Source organism: Pseudomonas gebzensis (genome assembly GCF_034427815.1).
Lineage (GTDB): Bacteria > Pseudomonadota > Gammaproteobacteria > Pseudomonadales > Pseudomonadaceae > Aquipseudomonas.
Window position 1 is genome coordinate 300137 of the sequence record NZ_JAXQNS010000002.1, and the last position, 22121, is coordinate 322257.

Annotated in this window: 18 protein-coding genes and 4 tRNA genes; 15 read left to right on the forward strand and 7 right to left on the reverse strand. The window is 65.0% G+C overall.

Annotation, left to right across the window (positions count from 1 at the left end):
* Positions 1-308: 308 nt before the first annotated feature.
* The 12 genes from accD to SJI00_RS05515 all read left to right on the forward strand — a co-directional run bounded on the left by accD (position 309) and on the right by SJI00_RS05515 (position 9293).
* On the forward strand, positions 309-1202 hold the full coding sequence (gene accD, locus SJI00_RS05460; protein ID WP_322460718.1) for an acetyl-CoA carboxylase, carboxyltransferase subunit beta: 894 nt from the start codon (positions 309-311) through the stop codon (positions 1200-1202).
* Positions 1202-2509 carry a bifunctional tetrahydrofolate synthase/dihydrofolate synthase gene (gene folC, locus SJI00_RS05465; protein ID WP_322460719.1) on the forward strand — a complete coding sequence of 436 codons (1308 nt, stop codon included), beginning with the start codon at positions 1202-1204 and terminating at the stop codon, positions 2507-2509. The genes accD and folC overlap by 1 nt, the downstream gene beginning before the upstream one ends.
* The gene (locus SJI00_RS05470) at positions 2493-3152 is read left to right on the forward strand and encodes an SPOR domain-containing protein (RefSeq protein WP_322460720.1); all 660 of its coding nucleotides are present in this window, start codon (positions 2493-2495) and stop codon (positions 3150-3152) included. Before folC ends, SJI00_RS05470 begins: the two co-directional genes overlap by 17 nt.
* A 144-nt stretch (positions 3153-3296) precedes the next feature.
* Complete coding sequence (locus SJI00_RS05475) at positions 3297-3851, forward strand: CvpA family protein (protein WP_322460721.1); 555 nt, start codon at positions 3297-3299, stop codon at positions 3849-3851.
* 42 nt (positions 3852-3893) lie between these two features.
* Positions 3894-5399 (forward strand): amidophosphoribosyltransferase, encoded by a 1506-nt coding sequence (purF, locus tag SJI00_RS05480; RefSeq protein ID WP_322460722.1) that lies wholly within the window; start codon positions 3894-3896, stop codon positions 5397-5399.
* A 15-nt stretch (positions 5400-5414) separates the two neighbouring features.
* Complete coding sequence (locus SJI00_RS05485; RefSeq protein ID WP_322460723.1) at positions 5415-6626, forward strand: O-succinylhomoserine sulfhydrylase; 1212 nt, start codon at positions 5415-5417, stop codon at positions 6624-6626.
* Between the two features lie 5 nt (positions 6627-6631).
* Positions 6632-7396: an SDR family oxidoreductase gene (locus SJI00_RS05490; protein ID WP_416221005.1), complete on the forward strand. Its 765-nt coding sequence runs from the start codon at positions 6632-6634 to the stop codon at positions 7394-7396.
* Positions 7397-7573: 177 nt separating this feature from the next.
* Positions 7574-7649, forward strand: a tRNA-Val gene (locus SJI00_RS05495).
* A 78-nt stretch (positions 7650-7727) separates the two neighbouring features.
* Positions 7728-7804 (forward strand) — tRNA-Asp (locus SJI00_RS05500).
* Between the two features lie 95 nt (positions 7805-7899).
* Positions 7900-7976, forward strand: a tRNA-Asp gene (locus SJI00_RS05505).
* 132 nt (positions 7977-8108) lie between these two features.
* A tRNA-Asp gene (locus tag SJI00_RS05510) sits at positions 8109-8185 on the forward strand.
* 184 nt (positions 8186-8369) lie between these two features.
* A complete protein-coding gene (locus SJI00_RS05515) occupies positions 8370-9293 on the forward strand; it encodes a DUF2242 domain-containing protein (RefSeq protein WP_322460725.1) in 924 nt (307 codons plus the stop codon).
* Between the two features lie 187 nt (positions 9294-9480).
* Here SJI00_RS05515 and SJI00_RS05520 read toward each other — a convergent pair whose 3' ends face one another.
* Both SJI00_RS05520 and SJI00_RS05525 read right to left on the reverse strand, forming a co-directional pair.
* Positions 9481-10524: an AraC family transcriptional regulator gene (locus SJI00_RS05520; RefSeq protein WP_322460726.1), complete on the reverse strand. Its 1044-nt coding sequence runs from the start codon at positions 10522-10524 to the stop codon at positions 9481-9483.
* A 2-nt stretch (positions 10525-10526) separates the two neighbouring features.
* Entirely contained in the window at positions 10527-11645 is a 1119-nt protein-coding gene (locus SJI00_RS05525) for a nitrilase-related carbon-nitrogen hydrolase (RefSeq protein ID WP_322460727.1), read from the reverse strand.
* A 294-nt stretch (positions 11646-11939) separates the two neighbouring features.
* On the opposite strand from SJI00_RS05525, the gene SJI00_RS05530 reads away from it, so the two are divergent.
* Positions 11940-13976 carry an NADPH-dependent 2,4-dienoyl-CoA reductase gene (locus SJI00_RS05530; protein WP_322460728.1) on the forward strand — a complete coding sequence of 679 codons (2037 nt, stop codon included), beginning with the start codon at positions 11940-11942 and terminating at the stop codon, positions 13974-13976.
* 52 nt (positions 13977-14028) lie between these two features.
* Here SJI00_RS05530 and SJI00_RS05535 read toward each other — a convergent pair whose 3' ends face one another.
* From SJI00_RS05535 to SJI00_RS05545, 3 genes are all read right to left on the reverse strand, one after another.
* On the reverse strand, positions 14029-14913 hold the full coding sequence (locus SJI00_RS05535) for an alpha/beta hydrolase (protein WP_322460729.1): 885 nt from the start codon (positions 14911-14913) through the stop codon (positions 14029-14031).
* 81 nt (positions 14914-14994) lie between these two features.
* The gene (locus SJI00_RS05540) at positions 14995-16341 is read right to left on the reverse strand and encodes a HAMP domain-containing sensor histidine kinase (protein WP_322460730.1); all 1347 of its coding nucleotides are present in this window, start codon (positions 16339-16341) and stop codon (positions 14995-14997) included.
* Positions 16341-17036 (reverse strand): response regulator transcription factor, encoded by a 696-nt coding sequence (locus tag SJI00_RS05545; RefSeq protein ID WP_322460731.1) that lies wholly within the window; start codon positions 17034-17036, stop codon positions 16341-16343. Before SJI00_RS05545 ends, SJI00_RS05540 begins: the two co-directional genes overlap by 1 nt.
* Before the next feature lie 182 nt (positions 17037-17218).
* Between SJI00_RS05545 and SJI00_RS05550 the strand changes: the two genes are divergently transcribed.
* Together SJI00_RS05550 and SJI00_RS05555 are read left to right on the forward strand one after the other, a co-directional pair.
* Positions 17219-19396, forward strand: a complete 2178-nt coding sequence (locus SJI00_RS05550) for a TonB-dependent siderophore receptor (protein WP_322460732.1) — start codon at positions 17219-17221, stop codon at positions 19394-19396.
* A gap of 177 nt (positions 19397-19573) precedes the next feature.
* Positions 19574-20467, forward strand: coding sequence for a 1-aminocyclopropane-1-carboxylate deaminase/D-cysteine desulfhydrase (locus tag SJI00_RS05555; protein ID WP_322460983.1), 894 nt, complete (start codon positions 19574-19576; stop codon positions 20465-20467).
* Here SJI00_RS05555 and SJI00_RS05560 read toward each other — a convergent pair.
* Both SJI00_RS05560 and SJI00_RS05565 read right to left on the reverse strand, forming a co-directional pair.
* Positions 20458-21003 carry a cytochrome b gene (locus SJI00_RS05560; RefSeq protein ID WP_322460733.1) on the reverse strand — a complete coding sequence of 182 codons (546 nt, stop codon included), beginning with the start codon at positions 21001-21003 and terminating at the stop codon, positions 20458-20460. The two genes, SJI00_RS05555 and SJI00_RS05560, sit on opposite strands and share 10 nt — an antisense overlap.
* Before the next feature lie 77 nt (positions 21004-21080).
* A complete protein-coding gene (locus tag SJI00_RS05565; RefSeq protein ID WP_322460734.1) occupies positions 21081-22067 on the reverse strand; it encodes a DUF1853 family protein in 987 nt (328 codons plus the stop codon).
* Positions 22068-22121 lie beyond the last annotated feature (54 nt).

A 22121-nucleotide genomic window follows, 5' to 3' on the forward strand; every position in this document is an offset into this window, starting at 1 on the left:
ACGGGGCGCCAGGCGTCATCGTCCATAGCATTCGCGGCCGTGGGCTGCCTGGCGTTGGTCAGGCGTCCTGGCCGGGTAGCCTGCGGGCTGCGACGTGCGGGTTCCGACATGCGGGTTTCCGACATGCGGGTTTCCGACGTGCGGGTTCCGACGTGCGGGTCCCGACATGCGGGTCCCGACACACCTATTGAGGTGCAGCGGCCTGGACGGCTGCGCCGTTGTAATGATGATTTTTGAGTTCAAGGAGGGGGCGAGCAGACCACGTCGTTGGTTACGCCCGCCGCCATCCACTACTGGAGAAAGACAGCATGAGCAACTGGTTGGTAGACAAGCTGATCCCATCGATCATGCGTTCCGAGGTGAAGAAAAGCTCGGTACCCGAAGGCCTGTGGCACAAGTGCCCGTCCTGCGAAGCTGTGCTGTATCGTCCGGAGCTGGAAAAGACCCTCGACGTCTGTCCCAAGTGCAACCACCACATGCGCATCGGCGCACGCGCGCGCATCGACATCTTCCTGGATGCAGAAGGCCGTGCCGAGCTGGGTACTGAGCTGGAACCGGTCGACCGTCTGAAATTCCGTGATGGCAAGAAGTACAAGGACCGCCTCACCGCGGCGCAAAAGCAGACCGGTGAGCACGATGCCCTGATCTCCATGAGCGGCACGCTGATGGGCCTGCCAATCGTGGTCAGCGCCTTCGAATTCTCGTTCATGGGCGGCTCCATGGGCGCGGTGGTCGGTGAGCGCTTCGTGCGTGCGGCCAACTACGCACTCGAGCACCGCTGCCCGATGGTCTGTTTCTCCGCTTCCGGCGGTGCGCGCATGCAGGAAGCACTGATCTCCCTGATGCAGATGGCCAAGACTTCAGCCGCCCTGGCGCGCTTGCGTGAAGAAGGCATTCCATTCATTTCCGTCTTGACCGACCCCGTCTACGGCGGTGTGTCCGCCTCCCTGGCCATGCTCGGCGACGTGATCGTCGGTGAGCCCAAGGCACTGATCGGCTTTGCCGGCCCACGCGTGATCGAGCAGACCGTGCGTGAAAAACTGCCTGAAGGCTTCCAGCGCTCGGAGTTCCTGCTTGAGCACGGCGCCATCGACCTGATCATCTCCCGCGAAGAGCTGCGCCCACGCCTGGCCCGTCTGCTGGCGCAGATGACTGGCCAGCAAACCCCTGAACAAGCGCGGGAAGTGGCTGCAGTAGCGTGATGAACCCGACCACCCTGGGCGAATGGCTCGCCTACCTCGAGCAACTGCACCCGGCCGCCATCGACATGGGGCTGGAGCGTTCGCAGCAGGTGCTGGCGCGCCTGCAACTGGGGCCGCTTGCGCCGCGCGTTGTCACGGTAACCGGCACCAACGGCAAGGGTTCGACCTGCGCCTTCATCGCCGCCTTGCTCAAGGCCCAGGGCCTTCGAGTCGGGGTGTACAGCTCGCCGCACCTGTTGCGTTACAACGAGCGAGTGCGCGTCGACGGCACCGACTTGGAGGATGCGCAACTGTGCGCAGCCTTCGCTGCGGTCGAGGCGGCGCGTGGTGAGATCACCCTGACCTACTTCGAAATGGGCACGCTGGCCGCCTTCTGGCTGTTCAGTCGGGCGAATCTCGATGCGGTGGTGCTCGAAGTTGGCCTGGGTGGCCGCCTCGATGCAGTCAACCTGGTCGATGCCGACCTCGCCGTGGTCACCAGCATTGGTGTGGATCACATCGAATACCTGGGTGATAGCCGCGAGTCGGTAGCGTTCGAGAAAGCCGGTATTCTGCGTCGCGCCAAGCCTGCCGTATGCGGCGATTTCGACCCGCCCCAGCCGTTGCTGGACAAAGTCGCTGAGCTGGGTTGCCCGTTCGCCCTGCGCGGTCGTGAGTTCGATCTGGCGATCGATGCGCTTCATTGGCACTGGCGGGGGCTGCGTGCCAACGGCCAACCTGCCGAGTTGCGCGACTTGCCGCTGCTCGACCTGCCGATGGACAACGCTGCCCTGGCGTTGCAGGCGTACGCGTTGATGGACCTGCCGTGGAACCCTGTGCAGATTGTCCAGGCGCTAAGTGCTACGCGAGTCGCGGGCCGGCTCGATCGCCGCGTGGTGCACTGCCAGGGCAGGCGCGTGGAAGTGCTGCTCGATGTTGGGCACAACCCGCATGCCGCGCATTATCTGGCCTCCCGGCTGGCGCAACGGCCCCTCGCTGGCAAGCGCCGCGCGGTGTTCGGGCTGCTGGCCGACAAGGACCTGATCGGCGTCGTCACGCCGCTGCTGGATCTGGTGGACAGCTGGGCCGTGACGCCGTTGCTCACCCCGCGCAGCCGACCGGCTGCAGAGCTTGCCCAGACCCTGACGAACCTTGGCGCTGCGGTGAAGTCTTACGCCAGCGTCGACGCTGCTCTGCAAGAGCAGTGCGCGCTGGCAACCGCGGACGACCAGATACTGCTGTTCGGATCGTTCTTCTGTGTTGCCCAGGCGCTTGAATGGCTCGAGCAGCAGGTTCCGGAGGATGAGGTAGATGGCAGTGTTGGATAAAGGGGTCAAGCAGCGCATCGTCGGTGCACTGGTGCTGGTGGCATTGGCGGTGGTGTTTTTGCCGATGCTGTTCACCCGTCAGGATGAAATTCGCCAGGTGCATGTCGAGGCGCCGCAGGCACCCGCTGCGCCTGGGCTCAAGGATGTCCAGGTGCAAGAGGTGGCGGTGCCAGAGCCGCAGGCCCTGCCGGATGAGTCCGCACAGGCGCCAGTGGTCGTCAACGAATCGCACGCGCCGGTGACAACGCCCAGTCAGCCCATCAGGCCATCCCCGCAGGTCCAGCCGCAGACCCCTGTGGCAAAGGTCGCGCCTGGCCAGGAGCCTGCACGTCAGCCGGCCTCCCAGCCGGCGGCGCAGCCTGCGCAGAAACCTGCCGCAAGCGCCAAGGTCGATCCGAACGGCCTGTCCGTGAGCTGGTCGATCCAACTGGCCAGCCTGTCCAGCCGCCCCGGTGCCGACAAGTTGCAGAACACCCTGCGCAGCCAAGGCTACAACGCCTACATTCGCAGCGCCGATGGGCTCAATCGGGTGTTCGTCGGCCCGGTGATCGAGCGGGCCGAGGCCGAGCGCCTGCGCGATGTGATCAATCGCCAGCACAAGCTCAAGGGGCTGGTGGTACGTTTCCAGCCGGAACGCGGCTGACCGGCCCTGCATGAATCTGCCATGGACCTGCCATCGCTTTGCGGCGATGGCAGGTCAGTGCACCCCCTCGGGACTGACATTCCGCTTACTCCCAGCTTCCTGCTCTGATAAAATGCGCCGCCTCAAACCTCTGCAGGCAGCTCCGTGGCATTTTCCTGGGTCGACTGGGCGATCATCGCGATCATCGCCGTTTCCTCACTGATCAGTCTCAAGCGCGGTTTCGTCAAGGAAGCGCTGTCCTTGCTCATCTGGATCGTGGCCGGCGCGGTCGCCTGGATGTTCGGAGGTTCTCTCTCCCAATACCTCGAACCTTACATCCAGACGCCATCGGCGCGGGTCATCGCAGGGTGTACCATTCTCTTCGTCGCCACCTTGCTGGTGGGCGCCATGCTCAATTTCCTCATCGGCGAGCTGATCCGCGTCACCGGCCTGTCCGGCACGGATCGATTCCTGGGCATGGCGTTCGGTGCGGCGCGCGGCGCGCTGCTGGTGGTCGTCACAGTGGGCCTGCTCAGCCTGGGCCCGGTGCAGCAGGATGCGTGGTGGCAGGAGTCTCGCCTCATACCACAGTTTCTTTTGGTCGCCGACTGGTCGAAAAACCTGATCCTGGGTTTCACCGGTCAGTGGATGTCCAATGGGGTCAGCGCGCCCGCTGATCTTCCGTTCAAGGAGCAGTTGCTCGGGCCCCTCAAGCCCTGAGCGCGTTCCACTCAAGTTTCATCAAAGTAGGGGTTGCGTCGCATGTGTGGCATCACCGGTATCGTCGGTAAGTCGAACGTCAATCAGGCGCTGTATGACGCGCTTACGGTCCTCCAGCACCGCGGCCAGGATGCTGCCGGTATCGTTACCAGCCATGACGGCCGGTTGTTCCTGCGCAAGGATAATGGCCTGGTACGTGACGTGTTCCAGCAGCGCCACATGCAGCGTCTGGTCGGCCACATGGGCATCGGCCATGTGCGCTACCCGACCGCAGGCAGCTCAACGTCCGCCGAGGCGCAGCCGTTTTATGTCAACTCGCCATACGGCATCACCCTGGCGCACAACGGCAACCTGACCAACGTCCAGCAGTTGGCCAAGGAGATCTACGAATCGGATCTTCGTCACGTCAACACCAGCTCGGACTCCGAAGTGCTGCTGAACGTGTTCGCCCATGAGCTGGCCGTGCGCGGCAAGCTGCAGCCTACCGAGCAGGATGTGTTCGCGGCGGTGTCCCACGTGCACAGCCGCTGTGTCGGTGGCTACGCGGTGGTCGCCATGATCACCGGCTACGGCATCGTCGGCTTCCGTGACCCCCACGGCATTCGTCCGGTGGTGTTCGGCCAGCGTCATACCGACGATGGCGTGGAATACATGATCGCCTCGGAAAGTGTGGCGCTGGACGTGCTCGGCTTCACCCTGATTCGCGACCTCGCACCGGGTGAAGCGGTGTACATCACCGAAGAAGGCCAGCTCTACACGCACCAGTGCGCGACCAGCGCGCAGCTCAAGCCGTGCATTTTCGAACATGTCTACCTTGCCCGCCCTGACTCGATCATGGACGGCGTGTCGGTGTACAAGGCGCGTCTGCGCATGGGCGAGAAACTGGCTGACAAGATTCGCCGCGAACGCCCCGAGCACGACATCGACGTGGTTATCCCGATTCCGGACACCAGCCGCACCGCGGCGTTGGAACTGGCCAACCACCTGGGCGTGAAGTTCCGCGAAGGCTTCGTCAAGAACCGCTACATCGGCCGGACCTTCATCATGCCGGGCCAGGCAGCGCGCAAGAAATCGGTGCGCCAGAAGCTCAACGCCATCGAGCTCGAGTTCCGCGGCAAGAACGTCATGCTGGTCGATGACTCGATCGTGCGCGGCACCACCTGCAAGCAGATCATCCAGATGGCCCGTGAAGCCGGCGCCAAGAATGTGTACTTCTGCTCGGCGGCCCCGGCCGTGCGCTACCCGAACGTGTATGGCATCGACATGCCCAGCGTGCATGAGCTGATCGCCCACAACCGCTCCACCGAGCAGGTCGCCGAGCTGATCGGTGCCGATTGGCTGATCTATCAGGACCTGTCTGACCTCATCGAAGCGGTCGGTGGCGGCAAGATCAAGATCGAGCAGTTCGACTGTGCGGTGTTCGACGGCAAGTACGTCACCGGCGACATCGACGACGCCTACCTGGATCGCATCGAGCAGGCGCGCAACGACATGGCCAAGGTGCAGCACCAGGCTGTCAGCGCAATCATCGACCTCTACAACAACTGATCAGGGAGCGGCGGCATGACGGATCAATGGGATGCCGGACGATTGGACAGTGACCTCGAGGGTGTCGGCTTCGGCACCCTCGCGGTCCGTGCCGGCCAGCAACGCTCGCCGGAAGCCGAGCACAGCGAAGCGCTGTTTCTGACTTCAAGCTATGTGTTCCGCACCGCAGCCGATGCCGCGGCACGGTTTGCAGGCGAAACGCCAGGCAACGTCTACTCGCGTTACACCAACCCTACGGTGCGGGCGTTCGAAGAACGTCTGGCAGCGATGGAAGGTGCAGAACAGGCGGTCGGCACCTCGACCGGGATGGCCGCGATCCTGGCTATCGTCATGTCCATGTGCAGCGCCGGTGACCATGTGCTGGTGTCGCAAAGCGTGTTCGGCTCGACCATCAGCCTGTTTGAAAAGTACTTCAAGCGCTTCGGGATCGAGGTCGATTACGTGCCGTTGGTCGACCTGGCGGCTTGGCAAGCGGCGCTCAAGGACAACACCCGCCTGCTGCTGGTCGAGTCACCGTCCAATCCGCTGTCCGAGGTGGTCGACATCCCGGCGCTGGCCGACATCGCCCATGGCGGCGGCGCGCTGCTGGTGGTGGACAACTGCTTCAGCACCCCGGCGCTGCAGCAACCGCTCAAGCTGGGCGCGGATATCGTCTTCCACTCCGCCACCAAGTTCATCGACGGCCAGGGCCGTTGCATGGGTGGCGCGGTGGCCGGGCGCAGCGAGCACATGAAAGAAGTGGTGGGTTTTTTGCGCACCGCAGGCCCGACCCTCAGCCCATTCAACGCCTGGATCTTCACCAAGGGCCTGGAAACCTTGCGCCTGCGCATGCGGGCACATTGCGAGAGTGCCCAGGCACTGGCGCAGTGGCTGGAACAGCAGCCAGGCATCGAGCGGGTGCACTACGCAGGCTTGCGCAGCCATCCGCAGCATGAGCTGGCCAAGCGGCAGATGAGCGGCTTCGGCGCGGTGGTCAGCTTCGAGGTCACAGGCGGCAAGGAGGCCGCGTGGCGTTTCATCGACGCGACCCGGATGATCTCCATCACTACCAACCTGGGTGACAGCAAGACCACCATCGCCCATCCAGCCACGACCTCCCATGGTCGCTTGTCGCCCCAGGAGCGCGAAGCCGCCGGTATCCGTGACAGCTTGATCCGCGTGGCCGTGGGCCTTGAGGATCTGGTCGATATCCAGGCAGACCTGGCGCGGGGGTTGGCCGCACTGTGATCGAACTGCATCAGGCCGATCCTGGCCTCAACGGTCGTGTCGCCCTGGTCACCGGTGCCGCACGCGGCATCGGGCTGGGCATCGCGGCATGGCTGATCTGCGAAGGCTGGCAGGTGGTGCTCAGCGACGTCGATCGCAAGCGCGGCTCCAAGGTGGCCAAAGCCTTGGGTGACAACGCCTGGTTCATCCTGATGGATGTGGCCGATGAAGGGCAGGTCAGGGCAGGGGTGTCCGAGGTGCTCGGGCAATTTGGCCGCCTGGACGCGCTGGTGTGCAATGCGGCCATTGCCAACCCGCACAACGGGCCGCTGGAGACGTTGTCACTGGCCAAGTGGAACCGCACGCTGGCGGTCAATCTTACGGGCCCCATGCTCCTGGCCAAGCACTGCGCGCCGTATCTGCGGGCGCATGGCGGTTCTATCGTCAACCTCACGTCAACCCGCGCCGAGCAGTCCGAGCCCGATACCGAAGCCTATGCCGCGAGCAAAGGCGGCCTGGTCGCCTTGACCCACGCCTTGGCCGTCAGCCTGGGGCCGGAGATTCGCGTCAATGCGGTCAGCCCGGGTTGGGTCGATGCGCGCGATCCTTCGCAGCGCCGGGCCGAGCCGCTCAGTGATGCCGATCACGCTCAGCATCCTGTGGGGCGGGTGGGAACGGTAGAAGACGTGGCTGCTCTGGTGGCGTGGTTGTTGTCGCACCAGGCGGGGTTTGTCACTGGCCAGGCATGGGTGGTCGATGGCGGAATGACGCGCAAGATGATCTACACCTGAGGCAGTCTGCGAGTGGGCGACGGAGCTGGATGGCCCGTTGTCTTTTTCCAGGCTGTGAAGGGCCTTGCCGGGCTTGCCGCCTCAGCAACGATTTTTGAAAAAAATCCAATGGGGGTATTGACTTAGCATCACTACCTGCGTAAATTTCGCGGCCTCAGCGAAGCAAACGTTACATACGGGTGATTAGCTCAGCCGGGAGAGCATCTGCCTTACAAGCAGAGGGTCGGCGGTTCGATCCCGTCATCACCCACCACTTCCTGAGACGTTCCTGAATCTGCATGTGTCGAAAGGCACCTGTCAGTAGAGAGGAACAGGGCATTAGCCCATCTGCGCAGCGGTAGTTCAGTCGGTTAGAATACCGGCCTGTCACGCCGGGGGTCGCGGGTTCGAGTCCCGTCCGCTGCGCCACTTTTTCTCCAGATGGGTGTTTACACCGGTCTGAGGTCGTCAGGCAAGCCTGAGGCCAGATCCCAGTTTCAAGCGGGCGCAAGCCTGTACGATACGCAGCGGTAGTTCAGTCGGTTAGAATACCGGCCTGTCACGCCGGGGGTCGCGGGTTCGAGTCCCGTCCGCTGCGCCATCTTCGCATCGAGTTCCCTAGAACGACTCGACGCAACATGAAGCACGATCCGTCGAGCTTCATGGTTGCCGCCAGAGCATTCGTGCTCGAAACGGCTTACACAGTTTCACCGGGCGCAAGCCTGTGCGATACGCAGCGGTAGTTCAGTCGGTTAGAATACCGGCCTGTCACGCCGGGGGTCGCGGGTTCGAGTCCCGTCCGCTGCGCCATCTTCGTTTCGAGGTCATTGAACGCCTTGAAACACAACGAAAGCGACCTTTGGGTCGCTTTTTTTGTGGGCGCGGTTCCAGTGCGGGGCAAGGGTGTCGTGCTGAATCAAGGCCGATCAGCGGTTCCTGTCATCGAGCGATGTGATGCACAATAAGCACCATTCGATTTCCCCCGGTAGAAGCAATGTCTAGATCATCCGCCCTCGCTGGGCTTGGGCTCGCGCTTGCGCTGGCAGGCGTGTCCGGCTGTGCCACGAAGAAAGCGGCTATGTATGAGCACGAGAACTTCGACAACTCGGGCACTTACTCGCGCAGCTTCGCTGTGAACGAGGCAGGCTCGTGCGAGGCCGCGCGGCGTGCATTGCTGAGCCAGGGCTACATCATCACCAGCAGTGATGCCAACCAGGTCGCCGGTAACAAGAGCTTTCAGCAGAGCAGCGAGAACCATCTGCAGATCAGCTTCAACGTGACTTGCGCACCCGACAGCGGCGATGACCAGCGCTCCACCATATTTGCCAACGCGTTGCAGGACCGCTACTCGCTGAAGAAATCCAATACCTCAGCCAGCCTGGGGGTGGGGATCCTGGGTTCGGTGTCGATGCCCATCGGCTCCAGCGACGATTCGATGGTCAAGGTCGCCAGCGAGACGGTCACGGCCGCGCAGTTCTATGACCGTTATTTCGCCTTGGTGGAAAGCTACCTGCCCAAGCCCAAGAAGGTCACCGCGCCGGCGCCGGTCGAGACCAGCAAGGCGCCCGCCGCTGCGCCTGAGCTTGGCCTGCCGGAGCCTGTAGCTGAGGCCAGCCCGGCGGCTGGCGCAACACCGCCGACCGCGACGCCTGCCACGGCACCGGCTGAACAGCCCAGCTCACCCTCCAGCTCACCTCCCAGCACGGCGCCTGTCACCCAGACGCTGGCCCCGGCGGTGCCGCAGCCCAACGCCGAGGTGGAGCCGGCTGCGCAGATCGATGACAACCAAGGCTCGCAACCGCTGGCACCGCCCGCTGCCGCCGAACCGATCCAGGTTCAGCCGCAAACCGTGGAGGCCGCGCCTGCCGCCGAGGGCAGCACTGCGGCGCCCGCGCCGGTCAGTGATCAGGCGCAGTAACGCTCGCCTGGCCTGCTGCGTCATACCGGTGTCATCACAGGTTCATCAGCCCGCCTTAGCGTGGTGCCGATGACCACACAGGTAGAACGACAGGAGCCAGCCCCATGGATGATTATCAGGAAGAATTGTTGGACACCCAGGTCTACGAGCCCGAGGCAGTCGATACCGTCGACGACGCCACCGAGCTCTAGGCCAATCGGCGCTGTTGCCGCCGACAGGCCCCCGGAGTCAACCCTGTCCAGCGCTTGAAGGCCCGCTGAAAGGCCTCTGCCGAGGCAAAGCCCAGCAGGTACGCCACTTCGCCGAAACTCAGTGCCGTGTCGCGAATGTAGGCTTCGGCCAGGTCGCGGCGGGTGTCATTGAGCAGCTCGCGAAACCCGGTGCCTTCTTCTGCCAATTGCCGGCGCAGCGTCCAGCTGGGCAGGTTGATGCGCTGCGCCACCTCTTCCAGGCTGGGTTCGCGCCCGCTGCTCAGCTGCCGCCCCAGCAGGTGGGTGATGCGTTCGCGCAGGCTGCGCACCCGCGTCAGTTGTTCCAGTTCCGCTTCACACAGCTGCAACAGGTGCTGCCAGGTGCCTGGGCAGTGCTGCGGGTTGGCCTGATCGAGCGCGGCGCGGCTGAGCCTCAGTTGGTTGTTCTGCGCACCAAACTGCACGGCCTGGCTGCATAGCGCCTGGTAGCGCTCGGCCTCGGCGGGCGCGGCAAATTCGAGCTGCAGGCGTTCGGCAACCAACACCTGCCCCCCGACACTCGACAGCTGGTTCAGCCAACCGCTGAGCAGCGAGTCGACCACGAAGCGGTTGTAGGCATTGTAGGGGCTGATCGAATAGAACCGCAGCCAGGCGCCGTGCGGGTCTTCCTCGAACGATGAGCGACCGCGGTAGTTGCTGGCGTACAGCGGCTCGAAGCGCAGCAGGGCATGGGCGGCGGCGCCGACGGTGGGCGCCTGGGCGGCGGTGACGCCGGCCAGGCCCGCCTGGGCGAGGCGACTGTGCCGGCCCATGCGCAAGCCCAGTGCGGCATCGCCGCACAGTGTCAGCGCTGCATGGCCCAGGTGCATGTAGCGCGGGATCGACAAGCGTGCCCCAGCCTGCGCCAGGCGCGCGGTGTCGAGGCCATAGCGCTGCAGGAGCGGCTGCGGGTCGTGACCCAGTTCGCGCAGCGCTTCGCCCAGTGGCTGGACGAAGCCGACCGAGAGATCGCCCAGACGCACCTGGGTGCGCTGCGTCATGCCTAGAGCCACACGTTGAGCAAGCGCGCACCGGGGTGGGCCGGTGCGATCCGCTGCTGGCCGGCTTGGTTGATGAAGCCCTGGCCGCTGGCGGCCTGCTCCCAGAACTGTCCGCGCATGAACACGCTGATGCTCGCCGTGCCGCCGCCGGCCGCCTGGGTCAGGTGCTGCCAGGCCTGCGCTTCGCTGACTGCCCCGCGCTGCAACGGCAACGCCTGTGCAGCGGGTTGGTGGCGGTTGCCGCGCCAGGGCCCCTGCCAGCGATCAGCTCCGGCGAGGAACGCCGGGTTAGCGATCAGTTCGACAGACTGCGCGTGCAGCTGCCGGTAGTTGTCGGCATACCAGCTGTCGCTGCCCAGCAGAACCGCCAGGCGTCCGGCGGGCGTGTCGAGTATCTGCTGCGGTTGCATTTGGCCGGGCTCGACGAAGCGGCGCAGTTCGCTGTCCGGGTAGCGTTGGCGCTGGGGCTGGCCCAGCAGCGAGCCGTCGGCGGCAAATACCACGCTGCTGTTGAACAACGGACCCCTGCCGGCGCGCAGCACACCGTCTTCGACATAGGGCGCAGGCAAGATGATCGAGCCTGCCACCAGCGTTACCCCAAAGGCCTTGGCCAGCTCGCCGAAGACCTGTTGGTAGTCGGCTGCCATCTGATCGGCCTTCATGCGCAGGTGCGCATCGGCACGGCGGTCTTCGCCGGTCGCCTGCAACATGGCCAGGCCATAGCGCACCGGGTTGCTCAGCTCCAGCCACTGCCAGGCTTCGCGGCGGTGGGTGACCTGATACAGCATGGGTTTCTCGCCGCGCGCCCACAGCCAGGTGCCGATGTGCTCCGGCAGCACCACCACCGTGCGCGGGTTGATCAAGCCCTGGTCGCGGGCCTGTTGCAGGTAGGCCGACAGCTTGCGCTGCAGGCGCGTCAGGTTCTGGTAGTCGCCGGGAAACAGCAGCGGCTCGACGCCCAGCAGGTTGCCGCGTGCGCCAGGTTCGCCCTGGTTCAGCGCCAGCTCGATGCGCAGGTCCGAGAGGTAGTGCCCTTCAGGGCGTTGCAGAGTCCAGAAGCCGTAGCCGCCGAGCGCCGCGATCACAATCAGCGCCAAGGCGCCGCAAAGCAGTTTTCGCATGAAACCGTGTCTATCCGATGGCTGGGCTGACAAGGGTACGAGCAAACGCGCGCCGCGCAAACTCCCTGTTGCGCGTGGTCGTGTGACTGACGTGCGGCAAACCGCCCTGCACGCGTTGCAGGGGGCGGGGTGCGCGCGTGTCACATCACCCTGTAAGTTACGGTTACCCATTCGTCAGTTACGATCATTGAGGTGGCGATCATAGCTGGTTAATGTCCCGCCTAACCATGAAGAGGCCCAGCCGCAGAACGAGGCCTCGCATTCCGTGATAACGCCCGAGACAAGGACTCCACCATGACGGCTTCGCCCTATCCGCACCTGCTGGCCCCGCTTGATCTGGGTTTCACCACCTTGCGCAACCGCACGTTGATGGGCTCGATGCACACCGGCCTTGAGGAGCGCCCCGGCGGCTTCGAGCGCATGGCGGCGTACTTCGCCGAGCGCGCGCGCGGTGGGGTGGGGCTGATGGTCACCGGCGGCATTGCGCCGAACGAGGAGGGTGGCGTGTATGCCGGTGCTGCCAAGCTCAGCACTGAGGCGGAGGCCGAGCGTCACCGGGTGGTCACCGAGGCGGTGCACCAGGCGGGCGGCAAGGTCTGCCTGCAGATCCTGCATGCCGGCCGCTATGCCTACAGCCCCAAGCAGGTGGCGCCCAGCGCGTTGAAAGCGCCCATCAACCCATTCACCCCCAAGGCGCTGGATGAAGCCGGTATCGAGCAACAGATCAGCGACTTCGTGCGCTGCGCCGTGCTGGCCCAGCGCGCCGGGTACGATGGCGTCGAGGTGATGGGCTCCGAAGGTTATTTCATCAATCAGTTTCTGGCCGCCTGCACCAACACGCGCACCGATCGCTGGGGCGGCAGTTTCGACAACCGCATGCGCCTGGCGGTCGAGATCGTGCGACGCACCCGCGAAGCGGTCGGCGCGCGGTTCATCATCATCTTCCGCCTGTCGATGCTCGACCTGGTCGAAGGCGGCAGCGACTGGAGCGAGATCGTGCGCCTGGCCAAGGCCATCGAGCAGGCCGGCGCCACCTTGATCAATACCGGCATTGGCTGGCACGAAGCGCGTATTCCGACCATCGCCACCAAGGTGCCACGCGCAGCGTTCAGCAATGTGACCGCCAAGCTGCGCGGCGAGGTGGGCATTCCGCTGATCACCACCAACCGCATCAACACACCCGAGGTCGCCGAAGCGGTGCTGGCCGCGGGCGACGCTGACATGGTGTCGATGGCCAGGCCATTTCTCGCCGACCCGGAATTCGTCAACAAGGCTGCCGCCGGCCAGCCACAGACGATCAACACGTGCATCGGCTGCAACCAGGCGTGCCTGGACCACACCTTCGCCGGCAAGCTGACCACCTGTCTGGTCAACCCGCGTGCCTGCCACGAGACCGAGCTCAATTACCTGCCGGCTGCGCAGCCCAAACGCATAGCTGTGGTCGGTGCCGGCCCTGCGGGCCTGGCGGCAGCCACTGTCGCTGCGCGGCGTGGCCACACGGTGACGTTGTTCGACAGCGCCAGCGAAATCGGCGGCCAGTTCAATGTCGCCAAGCGCATTCCGGGCAAGGAGGAGTTCAATGAAACGCTGCGGTATTTCGCCCATACGCTCAGCAGCACCGGCGTCGATGTTCGCCTGAACACGCGCGTGGACGTGTCGGCCCTGCTCGGTGGCGGTTTCGACGAGGTGCTTCTGGCCACTGGCATCAGCCCGCGAGTGCCCGCGATCCCAGGCATCGAGCATGCCAAAGTGCTGAGTTATCTGGATGTACTGCTCGAACGCAAGCCGGTGGGCCAGCGGGTCGCGGTGATCGGCGCGGGGGGCATCGGATTCGATGTCAGCGAGTACCTGGTTCATCAGGGCGTCGCCACCAGCCTGGACCGCGAGGCGTTCTGGAAGGAGTGGGGCATCGATACAGCCTTGCAGGCCCGTGGCGGGGTAGCCGGTGTCCAACCCCAGCCGCAGCCTGCGGCCCGCGAGGTGTACTTGCTGCAACGCAAGGCCTCCAAGGTCGGCGAAGGCCTGGGCAAGACCACGGGCTGGATTCACCGCGCCGGGCTCAAGCATCGGCATGTGCAGATGCTCAACAGTGTCGAATACCTGAGCATCGATGATGCCGGGCTGCACGTGCGTATTGGCGATGGCCAGCCGCAGCTGCTGGCGGTGGACAACATCGTGCTGTGCGCCGGGCAGGAGCCGCTGCGTGAGCTGCATGACGGGCTGCTCGCAGCAGGCCAGTCGGTGCACCTGATCGGCGGCGCTGACATCGCTGCCGAGCTCGATGCCAAGCGCGCGATCGATCAGGGCTCGCGCTTGGCGGCGGCGCTCTAGCGGCTGCCCGCGTACGGTGTGGTGTAGCGTCCAGTCGATGGATGCTAGCGCGTCAACGCGACAGACGATCGATCACCCGCTGCAGGGACGCAGCCAACATCGGCCCATGGCCAAGCCCTTCGAACCGGTCGACCTGCACGCTCACCCCCTCGACCTGACGCAACGCTGCTGCCAGCTCACGCAGCGGCCGCTCGGCACCTCCCGCCACGGCCCCGCGCGGGCTCGAGGGCTCTTCAGAGCCGCGCATCAGCAGGACCCTTGGCCGCGACGAACCCAGCGCCGGGCTCATGCCCTGAGCCTCACGAATGATCGCCCCGTCGTGCCACCACAATGACGGGCTGGCCACGGCGAAGTCGCTGAACCGGCCAGGTCGCGTGAACAGCGCGTGCAACACCGCCAGCCCACCGTAGGAGTGCCCCCACAAGGTCTGCCGCTGCCGGTCGATAGGCACGATGGCCGCTACCCTGTCATGCATCGGGCCTGTGAGCAGATCGAGGAACCTGTCCACGCCTCCACTGGGCTCGCCGGTGAGTGGGTCGCGCTGCTCGCTCAGCCCTGGCACGGTGGGGGTGTAGTCGAAGGTCCGTGCGGTACGCTCGATGCGTTGCAGGCTCGGGTAGCCGACCGCCACCAGAACGGGTGCCTGTCCTGCAGCGAGCGCCGCCAGGTGCGGGCCGTCGAGCGCGCCCAGCGCGGCGTTGCCATCGAGCATCCACAGCACCGGATAGCCCATGGCAGGCGCGGGGCGCTTCGGGATGCCGATCCATAGGCGGTAATGACGTTGGCCGTCGGCTGAGTCCAGGTCGATGTGGGTGAAGCCGTATGCCAGGTCGTGGCGGCTGATCAGCGAGGTCTTCATGCGCTGCTCTGGGTCGGGGCGTGCCAGCACGGCAGGCGCTGCCAGCGTCAGTGCCAGTGCCACGATTATCGTCTTCATGCGTGTGCTCATGCAGGTTACTCGATCAGCGCTCGGCTCCAGCAGTTGAGGGTATCGAGTCCGGCGTGGGGGTAAAGCGCCTTAACTTTCTAAACCGTCGGCCGCCACTGACAAGGTCAGGTGCAGGCTCAAGCCCGGGTGCCCGTTGCTCGCCCACAGTCGACCGCCTTGCAGTTCGATGGCACGGCGGGCGATGGGCAGGCCCAGGCCGAAGCCTGCGCCGCTGTCGTCCAAGCGTTGGTAGGGGGTGAAGATACGCTCGAGATCGCCCTCAGGGACTCCAGGGCCTTGGTCGCTCACCCGCACATGCCAGTGATCACCTTCGCGCCACCCGTCGAGGCTGACCGTGCCACCGTCTGGTGAGTGGCGGATGGCATTGCGCATCAGGTTTTCCAGCGCCTGTGCCAGGCTGTCCAGATGGGCCTGGACCCGACACTCGGTGCCCAACCTGCAGGGCAGACGCGCACGCTCCCAGCCGCTTTCGAAACAGATGTCCTCGCACAGCGCTTCCCACACCGAGACCAGCAGCACCGGTTCGGTCGACAGACACGGCTGCTCGGTGTCCAGCCAAGCGAGGTCGAGGGTGCTTTCCAGCAGCGTTTGCATGTCTGCGATCTCGCGGTCGAGGCGCTCGCGCAGTTGCTGTGCGGGTAAATGGCTGTCGTGGGCGATGCGCAGGCGCGCCAGGGGCGTGCGCAGCTCGTGGGACAACGTACGCAGTAGCAAGCGCTGTTGCTCCAGGCTCTGGCGAAGACGCACGGCCATGTGCTCGAACGCCTGCGCCAGCTCGCCCAGCTCATCCCGGCGTTGCACGAAGGGCAGGGCGGGGCTGTCGAGCTCATCGGCGCGCAAGGCATCGGCGCGGTCGCGCAGACGGTTCAGCGGCACCACCAGATGGCGGTACAACGCCAGGCCCATCAGCAATGCCAGCAACGCTGGGGCCACGCCATGCGTTATCACATGGGTCCAAGCCGTGAGGCCCGTGGGTAGAAGGCGCTCGGGCAGTTGCATCACCACGCGCCCCTGATCGGGATGCTCAGGGAACTCGATGCTGACGTACGGCAGCTCATCGCGTAGCCGCCGGCTCATCGGCCAATCGAGCTTGCGCATGAAGGTCAGGTGGCTGGCTTGCTCGGCGGTCAGTGGCGTCGGGCCGAGGCTCTGCAATTGCGGCCCGATCACCGCCACCCACGTCTGTTCAGTGCGTTCGACCTGCCTGCGCCAGGTCTCGATGCCCGCGGCACCGCCGCGTTGCCAGGCCTGTTCTGCCTGCTGGGCGTAGCGCGCCAGGTAGTCCTGGTCGGCTTGCGGCAGAAAGTAGGTGCTGCGTTCCACCGACAGGCCCCACGTCCAGATCAACCAGACCAGCAACAGGCAGAAACTGACCTGCAGCCCGGCCAGTTTCCACAGCAAAGGGTGGCGTCGCATCAGCCCGGCTCCCTGTCCAGCAACATGTACCCCTGGCTGCGGATGGCCTGGATCTGCAGGTGATGGACGTCGATGTCAGCGAGCTTGCGACGCAGGTTGCACACGTGCACGTCCAGGCCGCGGTCAAGCCGGGTGTAGGCGCGGTGCAGCACGGTCTGGTAGAGGAAGGGCTTGCTCAGCGCTTCGCCGGCGTGCGCATGCAGAGTGGCCAACAGGCGGAACTCGGAGCCGGTGAGACCGGCGGCACGGCCTTGGTGGATGGCGTCTTGGCGTTGCGCATCGAGCAGCAAGGCGCAACCACGGGTGTCAGGGGCCACTGAGCGTTGATCGAGCGCCACGCGACGCAGCAAGGCATCGACCCGAGCGTCGAGCTCCGCCAGGCTGAAGGGCTTGGGCAGGTAATCATCGGCGCCGCGTGTGAAACCACTGATCCGGTCCTGTTCGGCACCCAGCGCCGACATCAGCATCACCGGCACAGCCTTCTGGCGGCGCAGACGGTCGAGCAGGCTCAGGCCGTCGATACCGGGAAGCAATATGTCCAGAAGCACCAGGTCGAACAGTGAGCGATCGAGGGCTGCAAGCGCCTCGGTCCCGGTCGCGCAGGCACAGACGTCGAATCCACGGTTGCGAAAATGCCGTTCCAGGTCTTGACGCAGGTGCAGGTCGTCTTCGACCAGCAGAAGTGAGGTGGGCACTGTGAACCTTTAATGAGAATTCCTATCAGTTGCGAATCATCCCACTGCCGACCCTGCAGGGGCAACGCCTGCGGGTGTTAATAAAGTTAAGGCGGCTGCACCCCGCTGAACCCTTCGATATTCTGCGCAAATAGAAAACAGTTTCGTTTGAGAAATGCTGCCATTTGCAGGAAGGGGATGACATGAAGGGGTTGAACGGCGCGTCTGGCGCTCGGCGGGTACGCGGTGGTTGGTTGCTGGTGCTACTGGCACCTTTTTCGTTGACGGCACTGGCTGAGACGGTGGCGGAACAGGCACTGCCTGAAGACCGCGCAGTCGATCTGCCGGCCGTGACCATCGAGGGCAATCGTCTCTACGACATGCTTCCCTCCGAGACCACGGGCGGTTACAGCGTCGATGCCGCCACCGTCGGCACCAAGACGCCGGCCGCACTCAAGGACATCCCGCAATCGATCACGGTGTACACCCAGGACTACGTCAAGGATCGCCAGTTCGTGCACCTGGACGACCTGGCCAAGTACACCGCCGGCCTGCGCACCCTGACCAACGACAGCGGGCGCTCCTCGATCTACGCCCGGGGCTACGAGTACAGCGAGTTCAACATCGATGGCCTGCCGGCGCCGATGACCAGCATTTTCGGTACGGTGCCGTCCCTGGTTGCATTCGACCGCGTCGAAATCATGCGCGGCCCGGCCGGGTTGTTCAGCAGCACCAGCGAGCTGGGCGGCATCGTCAACATGGTGCGCAAGCGCCCGACCGCCGAGTTCCAGGGCCATGTCGAGGGCCGCTACGGCAGTTGGGACACCAACCACGAAGAACTCGACCTCAGCGGCCCGCTCGATGAGGCCGGTCGCGTGCGCGGGCGCCTGATCGCCTCGCGTGACGACACCAATGGCGAGGTGGACTACAACGCCAACACCAGCAACAGCTACTACGGCGCCCTGGACGTCGACCTGGACGAGGACACGCTGTTGTCGCTGGGTCTGATCCACGAAGTGAAGAATCTCACGCCGCATAACGGTTACCCGGCGAGGCTGTCTGGCGAGGTGCCGGACTTCAGCCATTCGCGCTTTCTGGGCGCCGACTGGAACGCGTTCGATGGCAAGACCACGGACCTGGTCGGCGAGCTGACACACCGCTTCGACAACGGCGGCTATGGTCGCGTGGCCGCTCGCGGTTCACGCCGCGAGACCGATTACCTGTATGCCTTCACGGCCACCAACACCCTGACCGGCGCCACCAGCGAACGCGCCAGCGCGCGGGATTTCGTACAGGACACCTATGCCCTGGATGCCAGCTACAGCCAACCCTTCGCCACCTTTGGCAACGTCAGCGAGTTCGTGGTCGGCAGCGACTACAAGAACTACGACACCCAGTACCTGAACGGCACCACCAATCTGGGGGCTATCAACCTCGGCACCTACTCGCCCAAGCGCTTCGCCAAGCCGTCGCCGAACTACAGCACTGAAACCGGCACGCAGGAAGAGGAATACGGCCTCTACTCCAAAGTCACGTTCCGCCCCATCGAGCGCTTGGCGTTGATTGCCGGTGGTCGCTTCAGCTGGTATCGCGGCGACTTCTACACCAGCACCCTGCGCAGCGGTGCCACGCAAGACGACAGCAAGCGCATCGATGGCCATTTCACCCCGTATGGCGGCGTGGTCTACGACCTGACCGACAACCATGCGCTGTACGCCAGTTATTCACAGGTGTTCAAGCCGCAGTCCGAAACCGACGGCAACGGCCGAGTGCTCAAGCCACGTGAGGGTGAGCAGTACGAGTTCGGGCTCAAGAGCAGCTATTTTGGCGGCGACCTCAATACCCGCCTGTCGTTGTTCCGGCTGACGGACAAACACCGCGCGACCACCCTGTTCGATGCCGACGGTGTGGCGACCACCGACTCGGTGGCAGCCGGTGAGACGCGGGTGAAGGGGGCGGAAATGGAGGTCAGCGGCAAGCTCACGTCCAACTGGGAACTGTTGGCCGGGTACACCTGGATGGACACCGATACGGTCAAGGGCGACGCACAGACCACCTTCTTCATCATGCCGCGCCACCAGGCGTCGCTGTGGAGCAAGTACACCCTGGATCACGGTGTGTTGAACGGGTTGGCGGTGGGGGGTGGGGTCTCGGCGATGAGTGACTTCTACGCCGAGAACGGCGGCGTGCGGATCGACGCACCGGGCTATGCCACAGTGGACGCGATGGTCTCGTACCCGGTGACCTCGAAGCTCACCGCCAGCCTCAACGTCAACAACCTGTTCGACCGGGACTACCTGTCGCGCGTGGGCTCGACCTCGACGTTCAACTTCTACGGGCCTTCGCGCAGTGTGACTGTGGGCGCGCGGTACGACTTCTGAGCCAGGTGCTTCAAGGCTTGAGCGCACCTTGAGGCACGGGGGCGGCGCTGACGGCTGTGGAACGCTTGGACAGGCTCTGCAGCCGGGGCCCGTGACAACCGGGCCCCGGTGTCTTTTGGCGATCCCGACTCTGCCCGCTAGACTGTCGCTCCCTCACATCACCGGGTGCAATCGTTGCTGGCTTTTTCGGAACTGCCCTACGCCCCGCTGCAACCCCTCGACCTCCCTTGGCTGGCTCACGCGGGCATCCAGGCCGCCATCCTGCGCCTGGACCTCATCGACCCGCTGATCAGCGGCAACAAGTGGTTCAAGCTCCGCCACCATCTGCTCGCCGCCCGCGCCAGCGGCGCGCCGGGCCTGATCAGCCTGGGTGGCAACCACTCCAATCACCTGCATGCGCTTGCCGCCGCCGGTCAGCGTTTCGGCTTCGCCACTGCGGGTTTGCTGCGTGGGCATGCCCAGGACACGCCCACGGTGACCGACCTGCAACGCTGGGGCATGGCACTGCATTGGTTGGGTTATGGCGGCTACCGCACTCGGCACGAGCCTGATTTCTGGGCGTCGTGGCAGGCTCGTTATCCGGGGTGGTACTGCATTCCTGAGGGCGGCGGCGGGGCGGCGGGGGCACTGGGGTGTCAAGCGATCGTCGAGCAGGCCCGCGCGCAGCTGCCGGCACTGGGCTGGGAAGATTTCGATGCCTGGTGGCTGGCGGTGGGCACCGGTACCACCCTGGCTGGGCTGGTGCAGGGCGAGCAGGGCGCGCATGAGGTGCACGGAGCGTTAGCGGTGCCGGCGCACCCGGACCTGATCGAACACATCCAGGCACTGGCCGGCAGCGCAGGCTATCAGTTGCATGAGGCTTGTCGCGGGGGCTTTGCGCGCATCGACGACTCATTGCGGCGCTTCATCGAAAACACGGAGTGCCAGACCCAAGTGCCGCTCGAAGCGCTCTACAGCGGCAAGCTGTTGATGGCGTTGCACGATCAGGTGCAAGCGGGCCAGATCGCCCCCGGCAGCCGCCTGATCGTGGTCCACGGCGGCGGGCTGCAGGGGCGGCGCGGTTACTTGTAAGGCAGCATCCGTACCAGCGTGTTGTCGCGGCGCACCCAGTGGTGGTACAGCCCAGCCACGGCGTGCAGGCCGATCAGCCAGTAACCCCAGGTGCCGATGCGCTCGTGCCACCCTTTGATGAACTTGGCCAGATCCGGGTTCTGGTCGATCAGGGCGGGCAGTTCCAGGCCATAGAAGGGAATCGGCTTGCCGGCCGCGCTGAGCATCAGCCAGCCGGCCAGCGGCAGGCCGATCAGCAGTGCGTAAAGCAGCAGGTGCGTCAGGTGCGCCATGCCGATCTGCCAGGCTGGCGGTTTGGGCACGATGGGCGGGGTGGGGTGAATCAGGCGCATGGCCAGGCGCAGCCAGACCAGAGCGAAAAGGGTCAGGCCGAGCATGAAGTGCAGCGCTTTCATCAGGTCGCGTTCGGCGCTGTCACGCGGGAATACGCCCCGAAACTCGATAAAGGCATACACCGCGGCCAGCAGCACCAGCATCAACCAGTGCAGCAGGATCGACAGCCGCGCGTAATGCGCAGGCGGGGTAGTGGAGATCATGTAAAAGCCTCTTCAGCAGGTCACGGTAAGGGGGGCGCTCTGGTGGCGCCTGGTCAGCGGGTGCAGCGGGGTGGCGCCTAGTCTAGAGCCGGCCAGTGGTCGGCCACCAGAAATACACGTTCCTGTTCCTCCCAACTGCCGGCAGCAGCAGGTGCCAGCCTGACCAGCAACCGCGCGGCGGCGTCGGCCTCCAGCGCCGCCAGCCACTGTGTGAACTGCGCCGCCGACCACAACGCCTGTTCACCCACCCGCGCCGGTGCCAACCAGCGCTCACGCGCCAGCGGTTGCCAGTGACCGGCAGGCCGGCTGGCCGCAAACCGTGCCCAGTCCTGCCGGCGCAGCCACTGCCCGCGCAGGTGATCTGCCGCCGCGCCATCGGGCCACGCGCACCCGGCAGGCCATGGGTGGAACAGATAACCGCCCAGCCACAGATGCGATCGCACCGCGCCGATCCCCAGCGCAGCCAACGCCGCCTGGCTTTGCGGCTGCACGGCCATGGGCAGCTGATGGCCGACCAAGTGCGCCAGTTTTGCGCCCAGGCGGTCATGGCAGCCTGGCCCCAGCCATTGCCCGACGTCTTCGCCCGCGCCCTGCTCGGGGCCCAGGTACAGTTTGATCGCCAGCTCCAGATGATGAACTCCGGTACGGTCACGCAGCACCACATCCAATTCGCCCAGGGTGCGCCCGCCTTGGCGGATCGGCAGGTTGCTGGCCAGCAGCTCGATGCCTGGCGCCTGGGTCAGGGCGAACTGCCAGAGCCGCTCGTAATACAGGCCAAGGCGGCGGCTACCGCGCTGCGCCAGCCAGTGATCGAGGGCCTGAGGGGCGTCGTCCAGGCGCCGTAGCCAGTGTTCCAGCTGGTGTGGATGATCGGCCCAGCCGCTGGCCGCCAACGGGTGGCGCTGAGCGCCCGGCGGCGGCTGCATGAGGGCCGGCGATAGCAGTGTCCAGGCCAGGTCGCGCACGCTGGCGTGGCGCAGTTGGCAGGGCAGGTGGGCAAGCAAGGGGAAAGGATTCATGCTGCCAGTATCGCTGGTTTGCTGCTGGCCGGTGGTTTCGCCCATAATTCCCTCTCAGTGCCGCCCAGGCCAATCCGCCGTAGAGCCAAGCAGGAGCCC